The sequence below is a fragment of the Paenibacillus pinihumi DSM 23905 = JCM 16419 genome (genome assembly GCF_000422505.1).
Taxonomy (GTDB): Bacteria; Bacillota; Bacilli; order Paenibacillales; family Paenibacillaceae; genus Paenibacillus_D; species Paenibacillus_D pinihumi.
On the sequence record NZ_AULX01000012.1, the window covers coordinates 202,798 to 224,857 of the forward strand.

A 22,060-nucleotide genomic window follows, 5' to 3' on the forward strand; every position below is an offset into this window, starting at 1 on the left:
CCAAAACAGCCGGTCACAGGAATCCCGTTTGCCTGTTGGCCGGCTGTTTGATTTGGATTCCGTTTTCAACTCTATCTATTTTTAATAGAAATTACTGATCCATATTTTAATTGAATTTTTCGGGAATTATAGTATACTCTAATTCGGTTGGAAATATTGCACAACTTCATATCCTCCATAATGGTGCCTATCTTCCTTGCCTGTCAGCGGGAAGCCATAGGCTTAATAGGGAAGTCCGGTGCAAAACCGGCGCGGTCCCGCCACTGTAAAGCGGAGCAGGCTGTATACACCCACTGTGCAAACGGGAAGGGACGGCCTTAGCGATGACGCTGAGCCAGGAGACCTGCCGCTATGGAACATTACCGCACTCACGAGGATGAGAAGGAGGTGAACGGGACTACATAGACCACGCAGATATGCTTTGGTCCGGCTGTCTTTTGCATCCGCATCTTTCTTCGCAGAGGAAAGGTGTATTTGTGCATGATGGAGGTTATAGCTTTTCAGGTTAACAACAACTTTGATTGACGAAAGGAAAGTGAAATATGAAGACAAATGTATGGAAAAAGACGCTGGCCTTATGGTTTAGTTTATTACTATTAATCTCCGTCGCCCAGCCTGCTCTTGTAGCGACTGCCAGTGCGAACTCCGCACAAGCAGCAAGCATATCCGTTCAAGTTCGAATTGAAGGATGGAATCAGACAGTTATTCCGCTGAAGCAGATTGCGATTGCTCCTTATGATATTACCAACGTTGTAGGAAATAACAGTGTGGGCAACTGGCATCAAACGAATTCCACGCCGTTGGTTATACATGCTATTTTGAAGGCTATGGAACTGGAAGGCTATGATGTAACAGATGAGGACGCTATAGATGTTGGTTACGGTGGTAACTATATCCGTGGAATTGCTGGAGAATGGGAGATTGATCAAGGCCCGAATTCCGGTTGGATGTATAAAGTAAATGGTGTACTTCCTTTGTTAGGGGTTGGCCAGCAGACACTGCAGGCAAATGATCTTTTGGAAGTGTTTTATATTGGTGACTACTCAACTTATGATTTTGGAAAAATAACAGCTTCTTCTACTTCCGTCCGGACAGGCCAAAGTGTTACTTTCACCGTCTCCGGACAACCATCAAGCTGGGGGACACCGCTTCCGTTTGCTCCAATTTCAGGTGCGACCCTTTCCATTAATGGATCTCCGACTACCTATACTACGAACACTAGCGGCCAGGCAACAATTACTTTTAGCACGCCAGGAACTTATAAAATAACTGCTAATAAATTCGGTAGCAATTCCTACAACTTGGTTCGTCCGATTCCTGTTGTTATTCAAGTGAATTAGACTTTTTTGAGGTCAGTAAGAAGACTAACAAGTCACGGTGTAGTTTAGCTGTGACTTGTTCTTTTCGCACTTTATAAGGCATAATTGAATATTTAGATTGTTTTTATAGTAGGGCCAACAATTCCCTTACAAGAGGATTCATTCATAGATTATTTTGATCTTTATATATTAAAGGTTGAATCGTACATATGAGATAAAAGGAGAAAGGATCGTGAGTATGAAAGCAACATTTATGAAAAAAACATTAGCGCTATGGTTAACTATTCACTTGCTGCTGGCAGCCCTGTATCCTGTGGCAGCTTTTGCTTCAGATTTAAAAACAGACTCGTTGGCATTAAGTAATCTGGAGGGCGAGTCGACGAGGGCGGCACAGCAAATAGAGCTGCGTACCTGGATGGACAAAGCAGCCGGCTGGATTTATAAAAATCGTAATTTTAAAGTTCAGAACAATTTTAATGATTGGGATATTGCCGCTCTCTCAAGGGCAGGATACGATTTGCCTGAGGATTACTACCCGGTTCTAGAGAGTTATATTGTAAGCAAAAATGGTATTTTCAATGTGGCAACCGATGTAGAGAGAATGGTTATTGGCATTACGGCGGCTGGTCAGGACCCGGCAAACATTGCAGGGTTTAATTTTATTGAAGGTATCTACAATCATGCGAACATCACAAGCCAGCCTGCGAATGCGGCGACTTATGCATTGATCGCGTTGGATTTGAAAAAATCTCCTGTTCCTGATGATGCTTTATGGACAAGAGAGAAGCTTGTTACACGCCTTTTGAGCTTTCAACAAGTCGATGGAAGCTTCTCGCGAGACGTAGATATAACTGCAATGGCATTGCAGGCATTATCCAACTATATGGATGATGATCTCGTGAAGACTAGTGTAGGGCGTGCGATTGCCTGGCTTTCTACAGCGCAACAGGCCAACGGCGGGTTCAAATCCTGGGGGTCAGAAAGCAGTGAGAGTATTTCTCAGGTTATTATTGCGTTAACAAGCCTCGGGTTAGATCCGTTAGATCCCCAGTTTGTCAAACCAAACGGAAATATGGCGGAAGCTCTTATCCGTTTTTTTGCTGAAGATGATGGAATTAAACATACTTTAGATGGCAGAAGCAATTATATGGCGACTCATCAGGGGCTTATGGCATTAAGTGCCTATGACCGTTTCTTGAATGGCGAAAACAAGTTGTATGATATGACAGATATATTACCTATACAGGAACCTTCGACTCCTGAGGAAGAGGCTGAGCCCCCGACTATCCGCGAGCGCATTAACAAGGCTGGCGAGTGGATACTGACGAACCGGAATTTTAAACAACAGGATAATTTTAATGATTGGGATGCAGTCGCTCTTTCCAGAGCGGGAATTAAAGTTCCGGATGATTACTACCCGGTATTAGAAAGCTATATTGTTGGCAAAAAAGGTTCTTTCCGGAATGCAACGGATGTAGAGCGAATGGTTATTGGAATTACCGCTACAGGATTTGACCCTGAAAATATAGCAGGTTATAACTTTATAGCGGGTGTGTATAACCACGACCGTCTCGACAAGCAGGCGGCGAACGCAACGACCTATGCGTTGATTGCCCTTGACTTAAAAAACTCATTTGTACCTGATGATGCGTTATGGACGAGGGATAAGCTTATTGAGCGCCTGCTAAGCTATCAGCAGGAAGACGGGGGCTTTGCTCTTAGCAGTGCTGGTGATGTTGATACAACGGCTATGGCTTTACAGGCATTATCAAATTATATCAGTCGGGATGAGGTCAAGTCGGCAGCTGAGAGCGCAGTTGAATGGCTGTCTAAAGCTCAAACAAGCAATGGCGGTTTTGAATTTGGGAATGTTGAAAGCAGTGAAAGTTCGGCACAGGTTATTATTGCCCTAACCAGCTTAGGGATTGATCCACTGGATGAAAGGTTTGTAAAAAAAGAAGGTAATGTATTAGACGCCCTTATTAAACATATTTCTTCTGATGGTGGTTTTGAGCATATAGTGGGACAACAGAGCAATTATATTGCTACTCACCAAGGCTTGATGGCACTTAGTGCCTATGAGCGTTTTCTAAATGGGCAGAACAAGCTTTATGATATGACGGATATAACAGAACCTGAGGAGCCACAGGAGTCTGTTCTTAATGTAACAGAACAATATGCGAATCTGGACCTCGATGCTGAACAAATAGGCACAAAACTTGTGCTTAATATTGGAAATAATGTGGAGACACTGAATATCACACTGCCACAAGACAATAATAGTCCCGTTTATATTAGACCTTTAAGTACCACACTGCCTGCAATCGAGGTGAACTATGGTACTATTGGCTTGAATATGCCGCCGGTTGAGGTGCTTTCTGAGGATTGGAACGGAAAGTTGCTTTTGCCAGTCAAGGCGGTACTGGATTTGGAACCAATTAAAGAGCAAATTGAAAAGCAATCAGGAACAGCAAAAGTTAATGAAATTAAAACAGCAATCCGTGTTGGCGGCTCTTCTCCTATTAATTTCAATGAGACGGTGACCCTGACTTTCAAAGGACAAGAGAAACTTCTTGCAGGATATGTGGACTCTGCTGGGAAGTTTCATAATATACCGAAAGGTCCGGGTAGTTCTCTTAACGAGTATGCGTATGCGGAAAATGGTAATTTAATCGTTAAGACAAATCATTTTACAGATTTTATCACCTACAGTCTAAAGGATATTCCGTCCGAACCAGGACCGGGTACTCCATCTCCGGGGGGCGGGAATGGTGGCAGTTCCGCATCGGTAAAGCTATCTATCGAAAAAATATCGATCGGTCAAGGTTATATTACTGAACCTGTCAACGTTTCGCTTCAAACCGGCGACACAGCTTTTACTTTAATGAAGCGGTATGCTTCGGAGAAAGGAGTCTCTGTTAGTTCAATAGGCTCCGGTGAATCTCTCTATGTTCAAGGTATTGACGGGCTTTATGAATTTGATCATGGTCTTTATAGCGGTTGGATGTATTCGGTAAATGACATTTATCCTTCACATAGCGCGGGCACCAAGTATCTGCGGGATGGTGACATCTTAAGATGGAGATATACAAAAGATCTGGGGAAGGATATCGGAGGGTATGACTCTGTTATCGGACCTCAAAACAAAGAGGCGCTAAAAAAGAAAATAAACGAGCTTAAAGGTCTGACTGAGTCGGATTACACGGCTTCGTCATGGAGTGAGCTGCTAAGAGTAATTTCGTTGGCAGAAAAAGCGGTTAATGAGAGTGATGATCAGAGTCTTGAACTTGTAAAACTTCTAAAAGAGTTAAGTGCAGCTCAGAAAAAATTAGTTTTAGTGAAAAATAACGGGACCGAGGAAAAGCCTAATCCCTCTAAACCGGATATCAAAACGCAATTACCTGAAAAGATTATCGAAACGATCAATAAATCAGCTGATTGGATTTTGAAAAATACGGATTTTGGAACCTATGATCCGTTTCATGACTGGGATGTCATGGCTTTAGTACGTTCTGGCAAGGTGGTTCCGGCCATATATCTTACTACACTGGAGAATTACGTACGAGAAGTGGAAGGCAAATTCCGTAAGGTAACGGACTATGAGCGTACTGTAATGGCGGTAGCTGCAATTGGCAAGGATCCCTCTTCGATCGCGGGATATGATTTTCTTGAAAAGATTTATAACAATGAGCGGATGACGGCTCAAGGGTCTAATGGCGTAATCTATGCTCTTATTGCACTCGATGCTAGCGGTGTTATTATACCGTCTAATGCCAAATGGGATCGTGAACGTCTAGTCGATTGGCTTCTGACCCAACAAAATGAAGACGGCGGCTTCCCGCTCAGCAAGGAGCAGGATGGTGATAGCGATGTGGATGTCACGGCAATGGCCCTTCAAGCGCTTGCGGGCTATCAGCAGCAAGATAAGGTAAAGCAAGCTACAGATAAAGCCCTGGAATGGCTGTCCAAGCAGCAATTGCAAAACGGCGGCATGAATGCTTGGGGCAAAGAAAACAGTGAAAGTGTATCTCAGGTCATCATAGCCTTGTCTGCACTGGGAATTCCACTGGATGACAAACGTTTCGTGAAGGAAAAAGGCAACTTGTACAGCAATCTGCTTGGCTTCGTAAATGCGGATGGCGGAATCGCGCATAATGTTGGCGGAGACAGCAACTACATGGCGACCCATCAGGGACTGCTGGGCTTGCTTGCCCATAAGCGTTTCTTGCAAAAGGAAAAGGCGCTCTATGACTTTTCGGATATTCGCAAGACCGGTACTGGAGGCGAAGGGCAGCCAGACACATCCAAGGCATTTAAGGATGAAACGGGTATCTCAACATGGGCAGTCGATGCGGTCCGCAAGGCAGCAGCAGCAGGATTTGTGCAGGGAACAGGTGCTTCTGCGCAATTTATGCCTCAGCATGAAATGACGCGTGCTGAGTTTGCAGCTGTACTGGTTCGCTATTTGGGATTAAAGATTGAAGAGCAGGCGGATTCGGTATACACTGATGTAATGAAAGGCCGCTGGTATACAGGATCCATTGTTGCAGCCGGCAAGGCCGGAATTGTTACGGGCTCTGGAACAGGCGCTTTCAGGCCGGATGAAGCGATCACGCGTGAGGAAATGGCGGTTATGCTGGGCCGGGCATTAGGCTTTGCTGATGCAAGGCAGACAAATGCCAAGCTGCCCGCGGATTTGCTGAAGGTATCCCCATGGGCCGCTCCGGCAGTTACTTATCTCTATGAGGCAGGCATTATGGCCGGGGAGAACGGTGCATTTAATCCGGCAGGACATGTATCCCGCGAACTTGCAGTGTTCATTCTGATGCAATTCTACCAGTCTGATCAACAGGCCGCTTAGGCGATTAATCTTTTGCGAAATTTACAATTATGCAAGTATAGAGTCCACAGGAAAAGAGACGAAATGTCTCTTTTTCCTGGTTCATCAGGTTTATCGACTACAAACTCAAGAATGGAGGCGACTACGAAATTGCATAGAATAGAACGACGCTACCTCCTTCTCACAGCAGTTCTTATCCTGTTGATAGCCATATTGGCAGGCTGCTCTGCCGGACAGCCGGAGCCATTATCCGGCCGGGACAATCAGGTGACCAATGCTGCTGTTGACGGGCAAGAATTGCAACAGGGCGATGATCAGAGAGGTAATAGCGGCAGCGGGGACCAGCAGAAGGCAGCTGGCGGCTCTGATACCATGTCTGACGAGCAGCCTGCAAAAGGGACAGGGGATAAGGCTGTAAACACAGAGGAAACCCCGGTTTCGTCTGGTCAGCAGGCCGTTAACGACTCAAAAGAATCACCGGAGGGGAATAAAGAGGCATTAGTTGGCGGAAAAAACGGCGGCTCCCCTGCACAAGGTGAACCAGCGAAAGAGGGGGCAAAATCCTCCGAAAATCATACAGGCTCCGCAAGCGGAACCTCCAAGCCGGCAGATCAGTCAGCCCCTGCTTCTTCTGAAAAACCAGCCTCCGGGACAGTAAAAACGTCCAAGCCTGCAGATTCAACAGCCCCGGCTGACACCAATACAGGCAAGCCAGGGAGCACCAATGCCGGTACTAAGCCGTCCCAAACTTCCGGCGGCAAAGAAACAAAGCCACCAGCAGCCGTTAAGCAGGATACGGTGCTTTTCACCATAGTTGGCCCTTCCGATGTCGGGGAAATCCTGAAGACAACCGAGGTCAAGATGGAGAAGGACGATACGGTGCTGGATGTGCTCAAGCGGGTCACGCGCGCGAACAAGATTCATATGGAGTTCCGCGGCAGAGGCGCAACCGCCTATATTGAAGGCATCGACAATATTTACGAATTTGATTACGGCTCCGGCAGCGGGTGGATGTTCAACATGAACGGCAAATATCCAAACCGCGGCGCGGGTGTATGGCCAGTCAAGCCGGGAGACAAAATTGAGTGGCGCTATACGGAAGATCTGGGCAAAGACCTTGGCGTAGAGATGGGCGGTTTATGGGATGGAAAAGAAGAATAAATGGCCCGGCGGCTTCTATTCGCTTCATCCGGCCATAAGCTTCGTTTATTTTGTTTTCGTTTTTGGAGCGGCAGTCATGCTGAAGCATCCGCTCTATTTGTTGACAGTGCTGGCGGTGGCGATTGCCATTGCCATTTTGCAAGATGGAGGGCGCGGACTTGTTAAGCCGCTGCCCTATTACCTGCTGCTTGCGCTCATCATTTTTATCAGCAATCCGCTGCTAACCAGCCGTGGCAGGACAATATTGTTCTATTTCCGGGATTTGCCGGTTACGCTTGAGGCGATTGCCTATGGAGCGTTGTTTGCAATGTCGCTGCTCGCTGTGCTTATCGGCTTTATCGGCTACAACAGCATTGTTACCCCGAACCGGTTCCTGTATTTGTTTGCGAGGTTTGCGCCGCGCACTGTATTTGTCATCACCGTAGCGATGCGGTTTGTCCCTTTGCTGAAGCGCCGGATTCAAGAGATTATCCGGGTGCAGAAATCACAGGGATATTTTTTATATAAAAAGAAGAAATGGCTGCAAGCTAAAGAAGCCATGGAGACGATGCACACACTTGTCAGCTGGTCGCTGGAAGAAGCACTTCAGACGGGTATGTCGATGCGCTCCAGGGGTTACGGGCTTGGCAAACGAAGCTCGGCAATCGTCTACCGGATGGAGCGGCGGGACTGGCAGGTGCTCGGCTGGATGGCTGCTACTGGGCTGTTGACCCTGGTTGGAGCCATGCTTGGCTGCGGACGCTATTCTGTATATCCCAAGCTGCTGCCCCCGGATGCTTCCTATTTTACATTATTGCATTACGCCTGCTTTGCCGGCTTTTTACTGGTGCCGGTTGTAATGGATGTCAGAGAGGTGATGAGATGGCGCACTATCAGATCCAGGATGTAACTTTTACGTTCCCTGAGCAGGAAACTTCTTCACTGAGCGGTATATCGATGGACATCGCAGAGGGGGAGTTCGTCGTTCTCTGCGGTTCGACCGGTTCGGGCAAGACCACCTTCATCCGGCACCTGAAGCGTGAAATCTGGCCGGAGGGCAAGCGGACCGGAGTCTTCCGATATGATGGCTTGCCGCTTGAAGAGCTTCCGCCACAGCGGGCAGCCTCAGAGATTGGCATGGTGTTTCAGGATCCGGAAGCCCAAATCGTAATGGGGACGGTGGAACAAGAGCTTGCTTTTGGACTGGAAAATCTGGGCCTGCCCCCTGCCGTAATCCAGCGCCGGATGGCGGAGATGGTCTCCTTTCTGGGCATGGAAGGATGGCTTAGACAGTCTGTGCATGAGCTTTCCGGCGGGCAAAAACAGCTGCTTAATCTGGCTTCAGTGCTGATGTTGAGGCCGAAGGTACTGTTGCTGGATGAGCCTACTGCCCAGCTCGATCCGATTGCAGCCAAGGAGTTTCTTCAAGTGCTGCACCGTCTTAATCAGGAGTTGTCTTTAACCGTTGTTATTGCAGAGCACCGACTGGAAGATGTTTTTCCACTCGCGACACAGGTGTGCCTGTTCGACCACGGCCGGTTGAAATATGCCGGTTCTGCACGCCAGGTTATTGCAAATGTGTGGAGTAGTGGCGATGAGGAAGCAAGGGCTTTCCTTCCGGCTGTCAGCAGAATCGCATTGTTGTGGCCGGGTCAGCACTACGGGACCATTCCGCTTACCGTTAAGGAAGGAAAGACATGGATGGCGCAAATGGCAGGGGAGCATAGCGACCAAGCAACAACTGGAGATGATGATGTCCTTCCACTTTCGGCAATTACGCATGCCACAAGCAGAGAGCAGCTTCGCATTAGCAATTCTTCTCCTGCAAAGGACATTATGCTCGCGTGCCGGTCGCTCTTTTTTCAATATGAGAAGGACTCGCCCTTCCTGCTTCACGGCTGCTCCTTTGAGGTTCGCAAAGGGGAGATGATGGCGCTAATGGGGGGGAATGGAGCGGGGAAATCGACATTGCTGCGCGTGCTTGCCCATCTGCTTAAGCCACAACGGGGCCAGGTAGAATTGGACGGAAAGCCGTTGTCCAAGTGGAAGGAGAAGGAGCGTATCGCCCGCATTGGCTATCTCGCGCAGAATCCGCTGCTTTATTTTAACCGGGATACAGTTCGGGAACTGCTGGAGGAACGGCTGCGTCGGCTTGACTTGCCTGAAGCGGAGCAGACACGACGTCTGGAGGAGATGGTATCACTGTTCGGACTGGAGCCGATACTGAACCATCATCCTTACGATATTAGCGGCGGCCAACAGCAAAAGACCGCTCTGGCGCTTGTTTTGCTCGCTGATCCTGAACTGCTGCTGCTGGACGAACCGACCAAAGGGCTTGACCCGTATCAGAAGGAAACGTTTGCGGAGCTGTTAAAGAAATGGCTTCAAGGCAGCCGTACCATCTTGATGGTTAGCCATGATGTGGAGTTTGCTGCCCGCCATGCAACCCGGAGCGCGATGCTGTTTAACGGAACAGTGATCGGACCGGAAGATACAGCCTCCTTCTTTCAGCAAAATTATTTCTACACAACGGTAATCCAGCGTGTGGCTGGGGAGCATTGGCCAAAGCTGGTTACGGAAGAGGATGTGATTAACAGGTGGCAGGCATTCGCCGGGCGCTCTATTTAAGCGGTTTTGCGATCGCTTTTGTGCTGCTCATTGCGGCATTGTGGCGGGAGGAATATTACCTTCCGCTGAGTATCATCATGATTCTGGCTGTAATGATCCCCTTCTGGGTCCGCTTCGAGCGCAAGTCATTTCATGCCGAAAGCATGGTCATGATTGCGATGATGGCGGCAATTGCCGCTGTGGGAAGAGTCCCGTTCGTATCGCTCCCCAGTGTCCAGCCGACCTCCTTTGTTATCATTGTCAGCGCGCTGGTGCTGGGGCCGGAGGTAGGCTTTATTGTCGGCAGTGTCGCCGCAGTGGTATCCAATTTGTTTCTGGGGCAGGGGCCGTGGACGCCCTGGCAAATGTTTTGCTGGGGCATGATGGGCTTTAGCGCCGGACTGCTGCGCCATCAGCTTTGGATGGGGACGCGCTTTGGCAGAGTGGCGTTTGGCTTTGTCTGGGGTTTTCTGTTCGGCTGGATTATGAACATCTGGTATATCATCGGCTATTTTGGAGAGATGACCTGGCATACCTTTGCCATGGCTTATGCGGCGAGCTTTTATTTTGACCTGGCACACGCGCTGAGCAATGTCTTTTTCCTGGGACTCTTTGCCGCACGATGGATCAAGATTTTGACCCGGATGAAGGTCAAGTACGGGGTGCTTCAAGAGGATTCGTGATTGAAAGTTTTTGAGATTGATAGGTTTAAAGAACAGGCAGGCGGACATACTAGGGACATAGACGTTCCGGAACGCAAGCGGCGCACCGACGGGTGCGGATGAGAGGAGCTTGTGTGTCATATGGTAATCCGCAATCATACCCGTAATTCTTTTCGCAAGTCGTTCGGCCTTCTGGTATTTGTTCTTGCTATTCTTTTGATGAGCTGGGAAGGGCATCGTATCGATGCGGCAGTGGTGAATGGAGATATCCCCGAGGAGTCGATCCGGCTGCGTGTGCTGGCGAACTCGGACTCTCCCCAGGATCAGGCTGTAAAACGTCATGTCCGTGATGCAATCGTAGAGCAAATGACAAGCTGGGCCCAAGGCCCGCAGACGATCGAACAGGCACGCCTGACGATTAAATCCCGTCTTCATGAGCTGGAGCAAATTGTTGGCAAAGTGCTGGAGGCCCGCGGCTTCAAGTACGGATATCAGGTAGAGCTCGGGGTCGTGCCGTTCCCTACCAAAATGTACGGTAAAACCGTCTATCCGGCTGGAGATTACGAGGCTTTGCGGATTACGCTTGGCAGCGGTGATGGACAGAACTGGTGGTGCGTCCTGTTTCCGCCCCTCTGCTTTGTAGATGGTGTAAGCGGCGAGGCGACGGCCTCGGCAGCGGCTCTCGAGTCCCAAGATGGTGTTGCAGCAGATCATGCTGCGGACGCATCCGAAGCACAAGCGCCGGAAGTGAAGTTTTTCTTCGTGGAAATGATAGAGTCGGTTGCAGATTTTTTTAAAAATCTTTTCTAGACGTACCGGCGGTGTTGGTAGTCTAAACTGTTAATTGGCGATGCATCAGGCCGACTGCTGGCAGCTCCAAAAGCAGATATTGCGTTTAGCACTAAGGCGGACAACGTCTTCGTTCCATCAGACGAGCCGCCTTTACGGTTGGAAGCCAGCCCCTAGTGTGATCAAAACTCCGGTTACAACAACAGTTACTATCCTGGAGCCAGCAGCCTTGGTTATGAGCCGGACAAGGTTTGCCGGCCATATTGCCGTTTAGCCGCGAAGGACCCTTATTTATGATATAATTACTACTTGTTAACCGATCATAGATGCCAGAGTTTTCTGGCTTAATCCATACAGTCAGCAGCAACCCTAAGCAAAATTCAATGAATTCAACTGAAGTTTTATACGATATATCTGCGTAAAACAAGACTGTCCCTTTATGGAGGCAGTCTTTACGATTGTATTTTTAATATAAAAGGATGAGTGCGAAGTGGAACCAATAAATACCCGCATCTGGCAGCTCCATCAGGACGGGGAGTCGAACAGGCAGGCGATCGCAGAGGCAGCGGTTATGCTCAAGAACGGTAAAACTGTTGCTTTTCCTACGGAAACGGTCTATGGCCTTGGAGCGGATGCGCGCAATCCGGATGCTGTAGCCAAAATATTTCAGGCCAAAGGGCGGCCATCAGATAATCCGCTTATTGTCCACATTGCATCGTCCAGTCAGCTTCTGCCGCTGGTGGAGCCATGGGGGGCGCTGGCAGACCAGCTGATGAAGCGGTTTTGGCCGGGGCCCTTAACTATTGTGCTTCCGGTGAAGGAGGGGGCTGTATCGCATTTGGTTACGGCCGGACTAGACACATTAGGCGTGCGGATGCCTCAGCATGAGACGGCGCTTCGCCTTATTGAGGCATCCGGCTGCCCGATCGCTGCGCCGAGCGCAAATCGTTCAGGACGTCCGAGTCCTACGCTTGCAGAGCATGTAGCCGAGGACTTGTCCGGCAGTATCGACGGCCTGGTAGACGGGGGAGCTGCAGGTGTCGGGCTGGAATCTACAGTTGTTGAAATTGCACAAGGACCGTCTGGGGAAGCGATCCGTATTCTGCGCCCTGGAGGGATATCGCGCGAGGCGCTGCAGGAGATTGGGACGGTTCTTGAGGAGGATGACGCTGCCTCCCCTCCGGGAGCTGAAGCGGCCCCGCGCTCTCCCGGCATGAAGTACAAGCATTATGCGCCGCGAGGGAGTGTACGGGTCGTGGACGGAGAGCCGGAGCGGGTACAAAGGCATATTCGGCGCGAGCTTGCTGCTGCCCGGATTCGTGGCGAACGAACCGGTGTGCTCGCATTTGACGAACATACGCATAATTATGAAGCTGATCTGGTCATCTCCTGCGGCAGCTTGTCCGACCTTGAGTCTGCAGCCAGAGGACTGTACGCGGCACTTCGTGAATTTGATACCCGGAACATCGATTTAATCTGGGCAGAGGCTTGCAAGACGGAAGGAATCGGCGAGGCCTTAATGAACCGTCTTCTCAAAGCCGCCTCCAATCAGGTCCAGCTTGTCTAAACCTGCTGCATCGTCATGATCCCCAACCTGTCCGCATATGAATGAGAGAGAAGCGGACAAGGGGGAATACAGATGATAGAAGCAAACGCGTATGCGGGCCAATTTTTGACCATACTTTTTATGGCTGTTGCGCTTGGCATGGACGCTTTCTCGCTTGGGATCGGCATAGGGATGAAAGGAATCCGTCTCCTCGATATTTTGAAGCTTAGTTTCATAATTGGCCTGTTTCATATTTTAATGCCGCTGGCGGGGATTTTTACCGGTGGTTATATGAGCTCAATCCTTGGGGATGTGACCGTGGTGGCAGCCGGCGGGCTGCTTATTTTGCTTGGGGGCCATATGATATACAGCTCTCTCCGCGGGGATGCGGTGCCTTCTTTTAATCACCGTACACTGTGGGGCATGCTCATATTTGCCCTCAGTGTAAGTATAGATTCGTTCTCGGTGGGCGTTTCACTTGGGATGTTTAATACGGATATGATGATGACTGTGATCCTGTTCGGGCTGTTTGGCGGGCTGATGTCCGTACTGGGTCTGCTTCTGGGCAGACGCGTAAGCCACAATTTGGGCGAGTACGGGGAGGCGTGCGGGGGGATTGTTTTGCTCGCTTTCGGGGTCATGTTTTTATTATAATAAAAAGGGTAAGATGATAATAAATGATGGAACAAGAAGGGGGCGCGCAGCGTGAAACGCATCTTGTTTGTATGTACAGGTAATACATGCCGGAGCCCGATGGCGGAGGCGCTGCTCAGACATAAGGCCGCTGCCGCAGGGCTGTCTGTCGAAACCCGATCTGCAGGCGTATCAACGGTGGATGGGCTTCCCGTATCCCCTAATGCCGTGCAGACACTCTCTGCGATGAAAGTCTCCCATTCAGGTTCGTCGAGAGCGGTGACCTCTGAATCAATTGCATGGGCGGATTTGATATTAACGATGACCACAGGGCATAAACGCCACCTGCTGGAACGATATCCGCAGGCTGTAGACAAGGCTTATACCTTAAAGGAGTATGTAGAGAACGATTCTGGAATATTGAATGATATTGCAGAGCTGGAGGCGCTATATACCGAGCTGCATATGAATCAGGCTTTGGGCATAAAGCTTAGCGATGAGCAGCGGCAGCGCCTGCTTGAACTTGAAAGACGTATTCCCGGCTTCGATATTGCTGATCCTTTTGGGGGTTCACTCACCCGTTATGGGCAGGCAGCGAATGAAATTGCACAATTGCTTGAGCGTCTGCTGATTAAGCTTCGCACTGGGGAAAATTAGACAGAAGAAAGATTGATTTTGATCCTGAATTCCGTTATGATGAAGAGAACAAAGACAGATCCGGTGTAACTGGCGACGAGAGTGGGTAACCACGATGGAGCACCGGAATATACGGCCGGTCGCCTGGGCAAAGAGCTTGCGTGTGCATTCTGCACGCTTGCTCTTTTTCGTCTTTTTGGGGCCTTTTTGCAGGTTCACAGCACGGGCTCGCCCGGTGACGGGGAAATGAGCCAGTAATTCTTGTCTTTTAAGATAGGATGAATCAGGTATAATAAGATCATATAACGCCAGAAGAAACTACCGGACTTAAAGCTTGGCGACAAGCCGCGGGTTCCCGATGCGGCAGCAAGCTGCATGCTCGTTTCAGGCAGATCTTATGAGGGGGATTTAGTGATGAAAATCGCCATTGGAGCCGATCATGCCGGCTATCGGCTGAAGGATGTTATTGTGCCTTTTCTTCAGGAGCTTGGTCATGAAGTGGAGGATCTGGGATGCAATTGCGACCAGTCTGTCGATTATCCTGATTATGCGATTCCGGTTGCGGATCGCGTTACCCGGGGCACGGCTGAGCGCGGTATTCTCATCTGCGGTACCGGAATCGGCATGTCAATCGCGGCGAACAAGGTTCCCGGCATCCGCTGTGCGCTTGTGCATGACCTATTTTCCGCCAAGGCTACACGTGAGCACAATGATACCAACATGCTGGCGCTTGGCGAGCGGGTAGTCGGCCCGGGTGTTGCCCAGGAGATTATCCGTATTTGGCTGGAGACGCCTTTCTCTGAGGGAGAGCGCCATGTCGGACGGGTCAATAAGGTGAAAGAGCTGGAGAACCAGTTCAGCCTTCATCCGTAAAGGACGGTCAGATCATGGATACCAAGCATCAGGAGATTGCCTTGCAGATGGAGACCCTGGTCCGTGAGCTTGCAGAAGCGGGCGGACTGAATTCCGGACAGCTCCTTGTAATTGGTGTCAGCACCAGTGAGGTGCTGGGCCGGCATATCGGAACGGCAGGAACGCTGGAGACAGCGCGGCTGATCTATGAAGGGGTTGCCGCCGCTCAGGCGGAACTTGGATTTTACCCGGTCTTTCAATGCTGTGAACATCTGAACAGAGCGCTCGTAGTGCCCCGTGAGGCGGCGGAGCGTTATGGGCTGGAGGAAGTTGCTGCGGTCCCGGTACCGGGAGCGGGCGGATCAATGGCAGCCTATGCTTATCGGCACTTGAGGAATGCATGTCTGGTCGAGACGGTACAGGCTCATGCGGGCATTGATATCGGAGATACGTTCATCGGAATGCATTTGCGAAAAGTAGCTGTGCCGCTCAGGCCTTCGATAAGGCAGTTGGGCGAGGCGCACGTAACGATGGCATGGACAAGGCCGAAACTGATCGGCGGGGCACGTGCGGTCTATACAGCCGATAGTTCTGCCGATGCGAATTCACACACGGTGAATCATCGCGATGATACCTGTATGTAATTTATTTTTAAATATATTGCTCATTTCGGGCACACCACAACACGTATTCAGGAGGAGAATGAACAATGGAAAACTTACGTAAACAAGACCCAGATATTTTACACGCTCTTAATCTGGAGCTGCAGCGCCAGCGCGACAACATCGAACTGATTGCATCCGAGAATATTGTAAGTGAAGCAGTTCTGGAAGCAATGGGCTCCGCTCTGACGAACAAATATGCAGAAGGATACCCTGGCAAACGCTTCTATGGCGGTTGTGAGTATGTAGACATCGCTGAGGATATTGCACGCAAGCGCGCAATTGAGCTGTTCGGTGCTGAGCATGCCAACGTACAGCCCCACTCCGGTGCTCAAGCCAACATGGCAGTTTATCTGGCGGCACTCAAGCCTGGCGATACTGTACTTGGTATGAACCTCGCTCATGGCGGACACTTGACACACGGCAGCCCGGTTAATGCTTCCGGCCTTCTGTACAACTTCGTTGAATACGGCGTAAGCCAAGACAGCTACACAATTGATTATGAAGAAGTACGCAAGGCAGCATTCAAGCATCGCCCTAAAATGATCGTTGCAGGCGCAAGCGCATATCCGCGCATTATCGACTTCGAAAAGCTTGGCCAAATTGCAAACGATGTAGGCGCGCTGTTCATGGTAGATATGGCGCATATCGCAGGTCTGGTTGCTTCCGGGCATCATCCAAGCCCGGTTCCGCATGCGCATTTTGTAACTACAACTACACACAAAACATTGCGCGGGCCACGTGGCGGTCTGATCCTGTGCCGCAAAGCATGGGCGCAAGCAATTGATAAAGCTGTATTCCCGGGAACACAAGGCGGTCCATTGATGCACATCGTGGCAGCAAAAGCAGTTGCTTTTGGCGAGGCGCTTCAGCCTTCCTTCAAAACCTACGGCGAAAATGTGGTTAAAAACGCGAAGGTGCTCGCAGAAGAGCTGATCTCCCGCGGCCTGAACATCGTATCCGGCGGTACAGACAATCACCTGATGCTGATTGACACCCGCAGCCTGAACATCACAGGTAAAGAAGCAGAGCATGTGCTCGACTCAGTAGGCATCACCGTTAATAAAAATGCGATTCCATTTGATCCGACCAGTCCGTTTGTAACAAGCGGTATCCGTTTGGGGACGCCTGCTGCTACTTCCCGCGGCATGGATGAGAAAGCAATGAAAGTTATTGCCGAAGTGATTTCTGATGTGCTTCACAACACCAAAGATGAAGCGGTTCTGGCAGCAGCCAAAACCAAGGTTCGCGAGTTGACAGCGCAATACCCGCTGTACCCGACATTGAAATACTAACTTTACTCTAACTGGGCGCTGCCCTAAGTGCGGGGAACCGCACTTTCCGGGCGGCGCTTTTTTACTACTCCCCATTCTTCCCTTCAACTTCTGCCAATAACGGCCGGCTCTGTCATTCATACATGTGGTTTAAAGCCTTGCTCCTGTTAAAAAGTTCTCAAATTGTTTTTCGTGCAGCCTTGTCCTGACAATGCTATAATAGTTGGGATAAAAAAGTTGAACAGATGTTTTAAGGAGGACGAACACATGGGCAGATTGATCGTTTGCGATCATCCGCTAATTCAGCATAAGATGACATTTATCCGGGATAAGAATACGAACACCAAGGATTTCCGGGAACTGGTCGATGAGGTTGCGACACTGATGGCCTATGAAATTACCCGTGATGTACCGCTGGACAGCATCAAGGTTGAGACGCCTGTAGCGGTAGCGGATAGCAAGGTGGTATCCGGGCGTATGGTAGGGCTTATCCCAATCCTGCGTGCTGGCCTGGGAATGGTGGAAGGAATGCTGAAGCTGATTCCATCAGCCAAGGTTGGACATATCGGGCTGGCCCGCAATCCGGAGACGCTCCAACCGGTGGAGTATTATATTAACCTGCCTACGGATGCAACAGAACGTCTGCTTATTGTTCTTGATCCGATGCTGGCGACCGGCGGGTCAGCCAATGCGGCGATCGAATCCCTCAAAAATCGCGGATGCAAGCAGATCAAACTGATGTGCCTGATTGCTGCGCCGGAAGGTGTGGAAGCCGTTCAAAAAGCTCATCCAGACGTGGATATCTATTTGGCAGCGCTTGACAGTCATCTCGATGAGCACGGCTACATTATCCCCGGCCTGGGTGACGCTGGAGACCGCTTGTTTGGAACCATGCATAATTAGGGGCTACTTGATTAGGAGTGATCATTTTGTCAAAACTGAAAATTATGACGATATTTGGGACACGTCCGGAAGCAGTTAAAATGGCGCCGCTTGTACTGGAGCTTCAGAAGCATGGCGAGCATATTGAACCGCTGGTTTGTGTTACCGCACAGCATCGTCAGATGCTCGATCAAGTGCTGGAATTTTTCAAGATCCGGCCGGATTATGATTTGAATGTCATGAAGGAACGTCAGACCCTGACGGAGACTACGGTTCGCGTGCTGGAGGGGCTTGAGCCTATCCTGAGCGAGTCGAAGCCGGATATGGTGCTCGTCCACGGCGATACGCAAACCGCGTTTCTGGCGAGCTATGCTTCGTTTCTCCAACAGATTCAAGTCGGGCATGTGGAGGCTGGTCTGCGCACGTGGAACAAGCTGTCGCCATATCCGGAGGAAATGAACCGCCAGCTTGCGGGCGTGTTGTCGGATATTCATTTTGCGCCTACGAATCGTTCAGCGGGTAACTTGCTCAAGGAGAACAAGCCGGAGCCTGACATTTATATTACAGGCAACACGGCGACGGATGTATTCCAATATACCGTCAGCAAGGATTTTACTCATCCTGAATTGGAATGGGCAAAGGGCAAGCGCCTGATCCTCATGACCGCTCATCGCAGGGAATCGCTTGGCGAACCGCACCGCAATGTGTTCCGTGCAGTCAAACGGATTGCCGATGAGTATGAAGATGTAGCCATTGTTTACGCGGTCCATCCGAATCCGGCGGTTCGGGAGCCGGCTAATGAAATACTGGGCGGGCATCCGCGTATTCGACTGATTGAACCGCTTGATGTGTTTGAATTCCACAATTTCTATCCTCATACCTACATGATTATGACGGACTCTGGCGGACTGCAGGAGGAAGCGCCTTCCTTTGGCGTACCGACCCTCGTGCTGCGTGACACTACGGAGCGTCCGGAAGGTATTGATGCCGGTACGCTTGAACTGGTAGGTACAGACGAAACCGTTATTTATGAACGGGCCAAGGCGCTTCTGGATGACACGGAGCTTTACAGCCGGATGAGCAACGCAGCCAACCCGTATGGGGATGGACAGGCTTCAGTCCGTATCGTTCAAGCCATTCTCCATCATTTTGGCAAAGTCTCTTCGCCTCCGGAAGCGTTCACAGAACGTTCATAATTCAACATTGGGTCAGGGAATGCCTGCAAACCTCACAGCATACAGTTGTACTGTATGGTTGTGAGGTGCTCTGAACCCATAGCCATCAAGGGTTTCTTAGTTTGCGTTCACCAAATGTTTAAATTTATATTGATTGACAAACCTTGCGTCGCTTCGATAAAATATATGAGGATTGACAGGGGTATAAGCCATGAATCCAAAGAATAAGAGGGACAATCCGTTGCTTGCCGCCGGTATGGTTGGCGTGCTGGGACTTAATGTCGCAATATGCATGTGCTTAGGTTATTTCGTCGGAAGCTGGCTCGGCGGCTCAAAGGGCTGGACTGTCCTGGGTCTTCTTACCGGATTGGCGGTCGGTATTCTGTCCTGCGTGTTGCTTGTTAAAAAGGTTCTGGAGGATACCGATGGATGAAATTGTAAGGCGTGCGGTGCGCTCCGCCCTTTTTTTGGTGGCTGCTTGCCTGGTTGTCCGTTTCATGGTTCCTGACGGCAGAACAATAGCCGCAGGTATCATCTTGGGCTTGATGGCAAGTCTTATGAATGCGCTTTTGTTGCGCAGAAGAATTAATTTGTTGGACAAGGCGCTCCAGCAGGAACGCCCGAAGAGAGTCAGTATCGGTTTAGGCGCACGGGTGGCAACGGTGCTGATTGTTGTCATGATAGCGATTAAGTTTCCGGATCAGTTCAATGTGTCGTCTACTCTGATTTCATGTTTTTATGTACAATTTGTAGTTCTCATTATTGCTTTTGTTCAAAATTTGAGAGATTCCAGTGGAAAGGGGTGAAAAAACTAATATGCATGAATTCCCGATAATTGAGCTCGGGGGGCTGAGTTTCGATCTCTCTTCCATTATCGCGATTGTAGTATCCACCGTAATCTGTATGGTTCTGGGTGTTCTGGCGACGAGAAAATTGTCGGTTGCCAATCCTTCCAAGATGCAAAACTTTATGGAATGGACCCTTGAGTTTGTGCACAACACGGTCGCAAGCACAATGCCGCTGGACAAGGCGAAGAAATTCATAAATTTGGCAGCGACGCTAATCATGTTCATTTTTGTTTCCAACCTTTTGGGATTGCCATTCGGTGTAACATTCGATGCCCATCATGAAGTGAAATGGGGAAACGTGGTTGTCGTTTCGCAAGAGCTTGTTGATGAAAAAGGTGGAGCCGCTCACATTGCTTTCTGGAAATCTCCAACCGCTGACATTGCAGTGACATCAGGTCTGGCAATTGTCTCATTCTTCCTTATCCATTTTCTCGGACTTAAGATGAATGCGAAGCACTATATCAAGCACTACTTCAAGCCATTCTGGATATTCTTCCCGCTCAACATTGTTGAACAGGTCGCACGGCCCGTTTCACTGGCACTCCGGCTCTACGCCAATATCTTCGCCGGTGAGGTTCTAATCTCAACTATTCTTATGCTGAAGTGGTTCGGTATTCCGCTCCTTGCTGTATGGCAGGGCTTCAGTATTTTCGTAGGCGCAATTCAGGCCTTCCTGTTTACGGTTCTTACCATGGTATACATCTCACAGGCAATTGTCCATGAAGAACACGAAGAACATTGATTACCCGTATGAACCTGAATAGAGATACTTCTCTTTAATCAGGATTAGCAATATATAATCAGCTTTCCCCAAAAAACCATCCTTAAGGAGGATATTACAAATGGATTTATTGGCAGCAGCAATTGTTATCGGTTTGGGCGCAATCGGCGCAGGTTTTGGTAACGGTATGATCGTAAGTAAAACAGTTGAAGGTATCGCTCGTCAGCCAGAAGCGAAATCCGCTCTGCAAACAACAATGTTTATCGGTGTTGGTATCGTTGAGGTAGTGCCGATCCTTGGTGTCGTTCTTGGTTTCCTTATTTTCTTCAGTTAATAATTAAACGATATCATTTCAAGGCGGGGAAGGCCTTTGCCTCCACGCCTTCGTTATGATTGGCGTCCCCTGAATTACTAGGAAACCATATGCGGAAAGGAGTGTCAGCATTGAGTTTTGTACCGTCATCGACAATCATTGCGATAATTTCATTTATCTTATTGTATTGGTTCCTCAGCAAGTACGCTTTCGGGCCGTTATTCGGCATTATGGAGAAGCGCAGAGAACTCGTACAGGAACAAATCACCACAGCAGAGCAAAATCGTAAGCAATCCGAACAGCAACTGGCTGAGCAAAAGCAAGCGCTCCAGGACGCTCGCAAGGAAGCTTACGAAATCATAGAGCAAGCAAGATTGACAAGCACGAAACAGGCAGATGACATTATGGATACTGCCAAATCCGAGGCTTCCCGTATGAAAAATGAAGCTGTTAAGGATATTGAAACCGAGAAAAACAAAGCGATCGCAGCCCTTCGTGGTGAAGTTAGCGGCATGTCCGTTAAAATCGCTTCCAAAATTATTGAAAAACAGATTGATGAAAAATCCCAGGAGCAGCTGGTAGACAAATACCTCAAAGAGGTAGGAGGCAAATCATGAGCCGCGATAATGTCGTAGCGAAGCGATATGCCAAAGCGTTGTTCGAGCTGGCGCAGCAAAGCAATGCTGTTGCTGGTGTTGAGAGCGAGCTGAGTCTTGTTGCCCAGGCAATAGCTGGCGACGAGCAGGTCTCCAAATTTCTCGGAACTCCGAATATAGCTTCGGACGCAAAGTCCGAATTGTTAAAATCCGCGCTGAATGGACATGTATCCGATGATGTGCTGAGAAGTGTTGAATTGCTGATCAGCCGCGGCCGGATCGGAATCATCAGCGAGTTGTACGAAGCTTACAAGAAAATCGCCGGTGATGCGCTTGGCCAGGCTGATGCAATCGTGTATACAGCCCAGAAGCTCTCTGAAGAAGAGCTCGGCAAAGTTGCTGCACAATTCGGCGCATTGATCGGCAAGAAGATTCGTGCAACACAAATCGAAGAGCCTGCATTGCTCGGCGGCATTCAAGTGCGTATAGGCGACCGCCTGTATGACGGAAGCTTGTCCGGCAAGCTGGAGCGTCTCGAAAAATCGTTGAAAGCATAAAGCACTGT

At 49.4% G+C, this 22,060-nt stretch carries 21 protein-coding genes and 2 riboswitches; all 21 genes read left to right on the plus strand.

Annotated features, from left to right (window positions below):
- Positions 1-164 precede the first annotated feature (164 nt).
- Positions 165-365: riboswitch (cobalamin riboswitch) on the plus strand.
- 177 nt (positions 366-542) lie between these two features.
- The 21 genes from H583_RS0103320 (at position 543) to H583_RS0103425 (ending at position 22,052) form a co-directional block, all read left to right on the plus strand.
- A complete protein-coding gene (locus H583_RS0103320; protein WP_028559223.1) occupies positions 543-1,340 on the plus strand; it encodes a DUF4430 domain-containing protein in 798 nt (265 codons plus the stop codon).
- A 217-nt stretch (positions 1,341-1,557) separates the two neighbouring features.
- Entirely contained in the window at positions 1,558-6,180 is a 4,623-nt protein-coding gene (locus H583_RS35100) for a prenyltransferase/squalene oxidase repeat-containing protein (RefSeq protein WP_051235922.1), read from the plus strand.
- Between the two features lie 180 nt (positions 6,181-6,360).
- Positions 6,361-7,320 carry a DUF4430 domain-containing protein gene (locus tag H583_RS35105; RefSeq protein WP_051235924.1) on the plus strand — a complete coding sequence of 320 codons (960 nt, stop codon included), beginning with the start codon at positions 6,361-6,363 and terminating at the stop codon, positions 7,318-7,320.
- Positions 7,304-8,209, plus strand: coding sequence for an energy-coupling factor transporter transmembrane component T (locus tag H583_RS31765; RefSeq protein ID WP_036708306.1), 906 nt, complete (start codon positions 7,304-7,306; stop codon positions 8,207-8,209). Before H583_RS35105 ends, H583_RS31765 begins: the two co-directional genes overlap by 17 nt.
- Positions 8,182-9,927, plus strand: a complete 1,746-nt coding sequence (locus tag H583_RS31770; RefSeq protein WP_036708308.1) for an ABC transporter ATP-binding protein — start codon at positions 8,182-8,184, stop codon at positions 9,925-9,927. The genes H583_RS31765 and H583_RS31770 overlap by 28 nt, the downstream gene beginning before the upstream one ends.
- A complete protein-coding gene (locus H583_RS0103345) occupies positions 9,897-10,589 on the plus strand; it encodes an ECF transporter S component (RefSeq protein ID WP_245585832.1) in 693 nt (230 codons plus the stop codon). Before H583_RS31770 ends, H583_RS0103345 begins: the two co-directional genes overlap by 31 nt.
- Positions 10,590-10,709: 120 nt before the next feature.
- Positions 10,710-11,378 (plus strand): stage II sporulation protein R, encoded by a 669-nt coding sequence (gene spoIIR / locus H583_RS0103355; protein WP_028559225.1) that lies wholly within the window; start codon positions 10,710-10,712, stop codon positions 11,376-11,378.
- 469 nt (positions 11,379-11,847) lie between these two features.
- Positions 11,848-12,924, plus strand: coding sequence for an L-threonylcarbamoyladenylate synthase (locus H583_RS0103360; protein WP_154665792.1), 1,077 nt, complete (start codon positions 11,848-11,850; stop codon positions 12,922-12,924).
- 72 nt (positions 12,925-12,996) lie between these two features.
- On the plus strand, positions 12,997-13,557 hold the full coding sequence (locus H583_RS0103365) for a manganese efflux pump MntP (RefSeq protein ID WP_028559227.1): 561 nt from the start codon (positions 12,997-12,999) through the stop codon (positions 13,555-13,557).
- Between the two features lie 51 nt (positions 13,558-13,608).
- The gene (locus H583_RS0103370; protein WP_028559228.1) at positions 13,609-14,193 is read left to right on the plus strand and encodes a low molecular weight protein arginine phosphatase; all 585 of its coding nucleotides are present in this window, start codon (positions 13,609-13,611) and stop codon (positions 14,191-14,193) included.
- Positions 14,194-14,248: 55 nt separating this feature from the next.
- Positions 14,249-14,329, plus strand: a riboswitch (ZMP/ZTP riboswitch).
- A gap of 257 nt (positions 14,330-14,586) precedes the next feature.
- Entirely contained in the window at positions 14,587-15,045 is a 459-nt protein-coding gene (gene rpiB, locus H583_RS0103375) for a ribose 5-phosphate isomerase B (protein WP_028559229.1), read from the plus strand.
- Positions 15,046-15,059: 14 nt separating this feature from the next.
- Entirely contained in the window at positions 15,060-15,668 is a 609-nt protein-coding gene (locus H583_RS31775) for a TIGR01440 family protein (protein WP_036708311.1), read from the plus strand.
- A gap of 65 nt (positions 15,669-15,733) precedes the next feature.
- The gene (locus tag H583_RS0103385; RefSeq protein ID WP_028559230.1) at positions 15,734-16,981 is read left to right on the plus strand and encodes a serine hydroxymethyltransferase; all 1,248 of its coding nucleotides are present in this window, start codon (positions 15,734-15,736) and stop codon (positions 16,979-16,981) included.
- Between the two features lie 246 nt (positions 16,982-17,227).
- Positions 17,228-17,863 (plus strand): uracil phosphoribosyltransferase, encoded by a 636-nt coding sequence (gene upp / locus H583_RS0103390; protein ID WP_028559231.1) that lies wholly within the window; start codon positions 17,228-17,230, stop codon positions 17,861-17,863.
- Positions 17,864-17,889: 26 nt separating this feature from the next.
- Positions 17,890-19,038 carry a non-hydrolyzing UDP-N-acetylglucosamine 2-epimerase gene (gene wecB / locus H583_RS0103395; RefSeq protein WP_028559232.1) on the plus strand — a complete coding sequence of 383 codons (1,149 nt, stop codon included), beginning with the start codon at positions 17,890-17,892 and terminating at the stop codon, positions 19,036-19,038.
- 190 nt (positions 19,039-19,228) lie between these two features.
- Positions 19,229-19,450 carry an AtpZ/AtpI family protein gene (locus H583_RS0103400; RefSeq protein ID WP_028559233.1) on the plus strand — a complete coding sequence of 74 codons (222 nt, stop codon included), beginning with the start codon at positions 19,229-19,231 and terminating at the stop codon, positions 19,448-19,450.
- Positions 19,443-19,823, plus strand: a complete 381-nt coding sequence (locus H583_RS0103405; RefSeq protein WP_028559234.1) for an ATP synthase subunit I — start codon at positions 19,443-19,445, stop codon at positions 19,821-19,823. The genes H583_RS0103400 and H583_RS0103405 overlap by 8 nt, the downstream gene beginning before the upstream one ends.
- A gap of 10 nt (positions 19,824-19,833) precedes the next feature.
- Positions 19,834-20,607: a F0F1 ATP synthase subunit A gene (gene atpB, locus H583_RS0103410; protein ID WP_028559235.1), complete on the plus strand. Its 774-nt coding sequence runs from the start codon at positions 19,834-19,836 to the stop codon at positions 20,605-20,607.
- Positions 20,608-20,707: 100 nt separating this feature from the next.
- Entirely contained in the window at positions 20,708-20,920 is a 213-nt protein-coding gene (gene atpE, locus H583_RS0103415) for a F0F1 ATP synthase subunit C (RefSeq protein WP_028559236.1), read from the plus strand.
- Positions 20,921-21,030: 110 nt separating this feature from the next.
- Positions 21,031-21,516, plus strand: coding sequence for a F0F1 ATP synthase subunit B (gene atpF, locus H583_RS0103420; RefSeq protein ID WP_028559237.1), 486 nt, complete (start codon positions 21,031-21,033; stop codon positions 21,514-21,516).
- The gene (locus tag H583_RS0103425) at positions 21,513-22,052 is read left to right on the plus strand and encodes a F0F1 ATP synthase subunit delta (RefSeq protein ID WP_028559238.1); all 540 of its coding nucleotides are present in this window, start codon (positions 21,513-21,515) and stop codon (positions 22,050-22,052) included. Before atpF ends, H583_RS0103425 begins: the two co-directional genes overlap by 4 nt.
- The last annotated feature ends 8 nt before the right edge of the window (positions 22,053-22,060 follow it).

Coding starts and splice junctions, on each gene's coding strand:
- H583_RS0103320 (WP_028559223.1), top strand. CDS start 543: ATGAAGACAAATGTATGGAAAAAGACGCTGGCCTTATGGTTTAGTTTA.
- H583_RS35100 (WP_051235922.1), top strand. CDS start 1,558: ATGAAAGCAACATTTATGAAAAAAACATTAGCGCTATGGTTAACTATT.
- H583_RS31765 (WP_036708306.1), top strand. CDS start 7,304: ATGGAAAAGAAGAATAAATGGCCCGGCGGCTTCTATTCGCTTCATCCG.
- H583_RS31770 (WP_036708308.1), top strand. CDS start 8,182: ATGGCGCACTATCAGATCCAGGATGTAACTTTTACGTTCCCTGAGCAG.
- spoIIR (WP_028559225.1), top strand. CDS start 10,710: ATGGTAATCCGCAATCATACCCGTAATTCTTTTCGCAAGTCGTTCGGC.
- H583_RS0103365 (WP_028559227.1), top strand. CDS start 12,997: ATGATAGAAGCAAACGCGTATGCGGGCCAATTTTTGACCATACTTTTT.
- rpiB (WP_028559229.1), top strand. CDS start 14,587: ATGAAAATCGCCATTGGAGCCGATCATGCCGGCTATCGGCTGAAGGAT.
- H583_RS31775 (WP_036708311.1), top strand. CDS start 15,060: ATGGATACCAAGCATCAGGAGATTGCCTTGCAGATGGAGACCCTGGTC.
- H583_RS0103385 (WP_028559230.1), top strand. CDS start 15,734: ATGGAAAACTTACGTAAACAAGACCCAGATATTTTACACGCTCTTAAT.
- upp (WP_028559231.1), top strand. CDS start 17,228: ATGGGCAGATTGATCGTTTGCGATCATCCGCTAATTCAGCATAAGATG.
- H583_RS0103400 (WP_028559233.1), top strand. CDS start 19,229: ATGAATCCAAAGAATAAGAGGGACAATCCGTTGCTTGCCGCCGGTATG.
- H583_RS0103405 (WP_028559234.1), top strand. CDS start 19,443: ATGGATGAAATTGTAAGGCGTGCGGTGCGCTCCGCCCTTTTTTTGGTG.
- atpB (WP_028559235.1), top strand. CDS start 19,834: ATGCATGAATTCCCGATAATTGAGCTCGGGGGGCTGAGTTTCGATCTC.
- atpE (WP_028559236.1), top strand. CDS start 20,708: ATGGATTTATTGGCAGCAGCAATTGTTATCGGTTTGGGCGCAATCGGC.
- H583_RS0103425 (WP_028559238.1), top strand. CDS start 21,513: ATGAGCCGCGATAATGTCGTAGCGAAGCGATATGCCAAAGCGTTGTTC.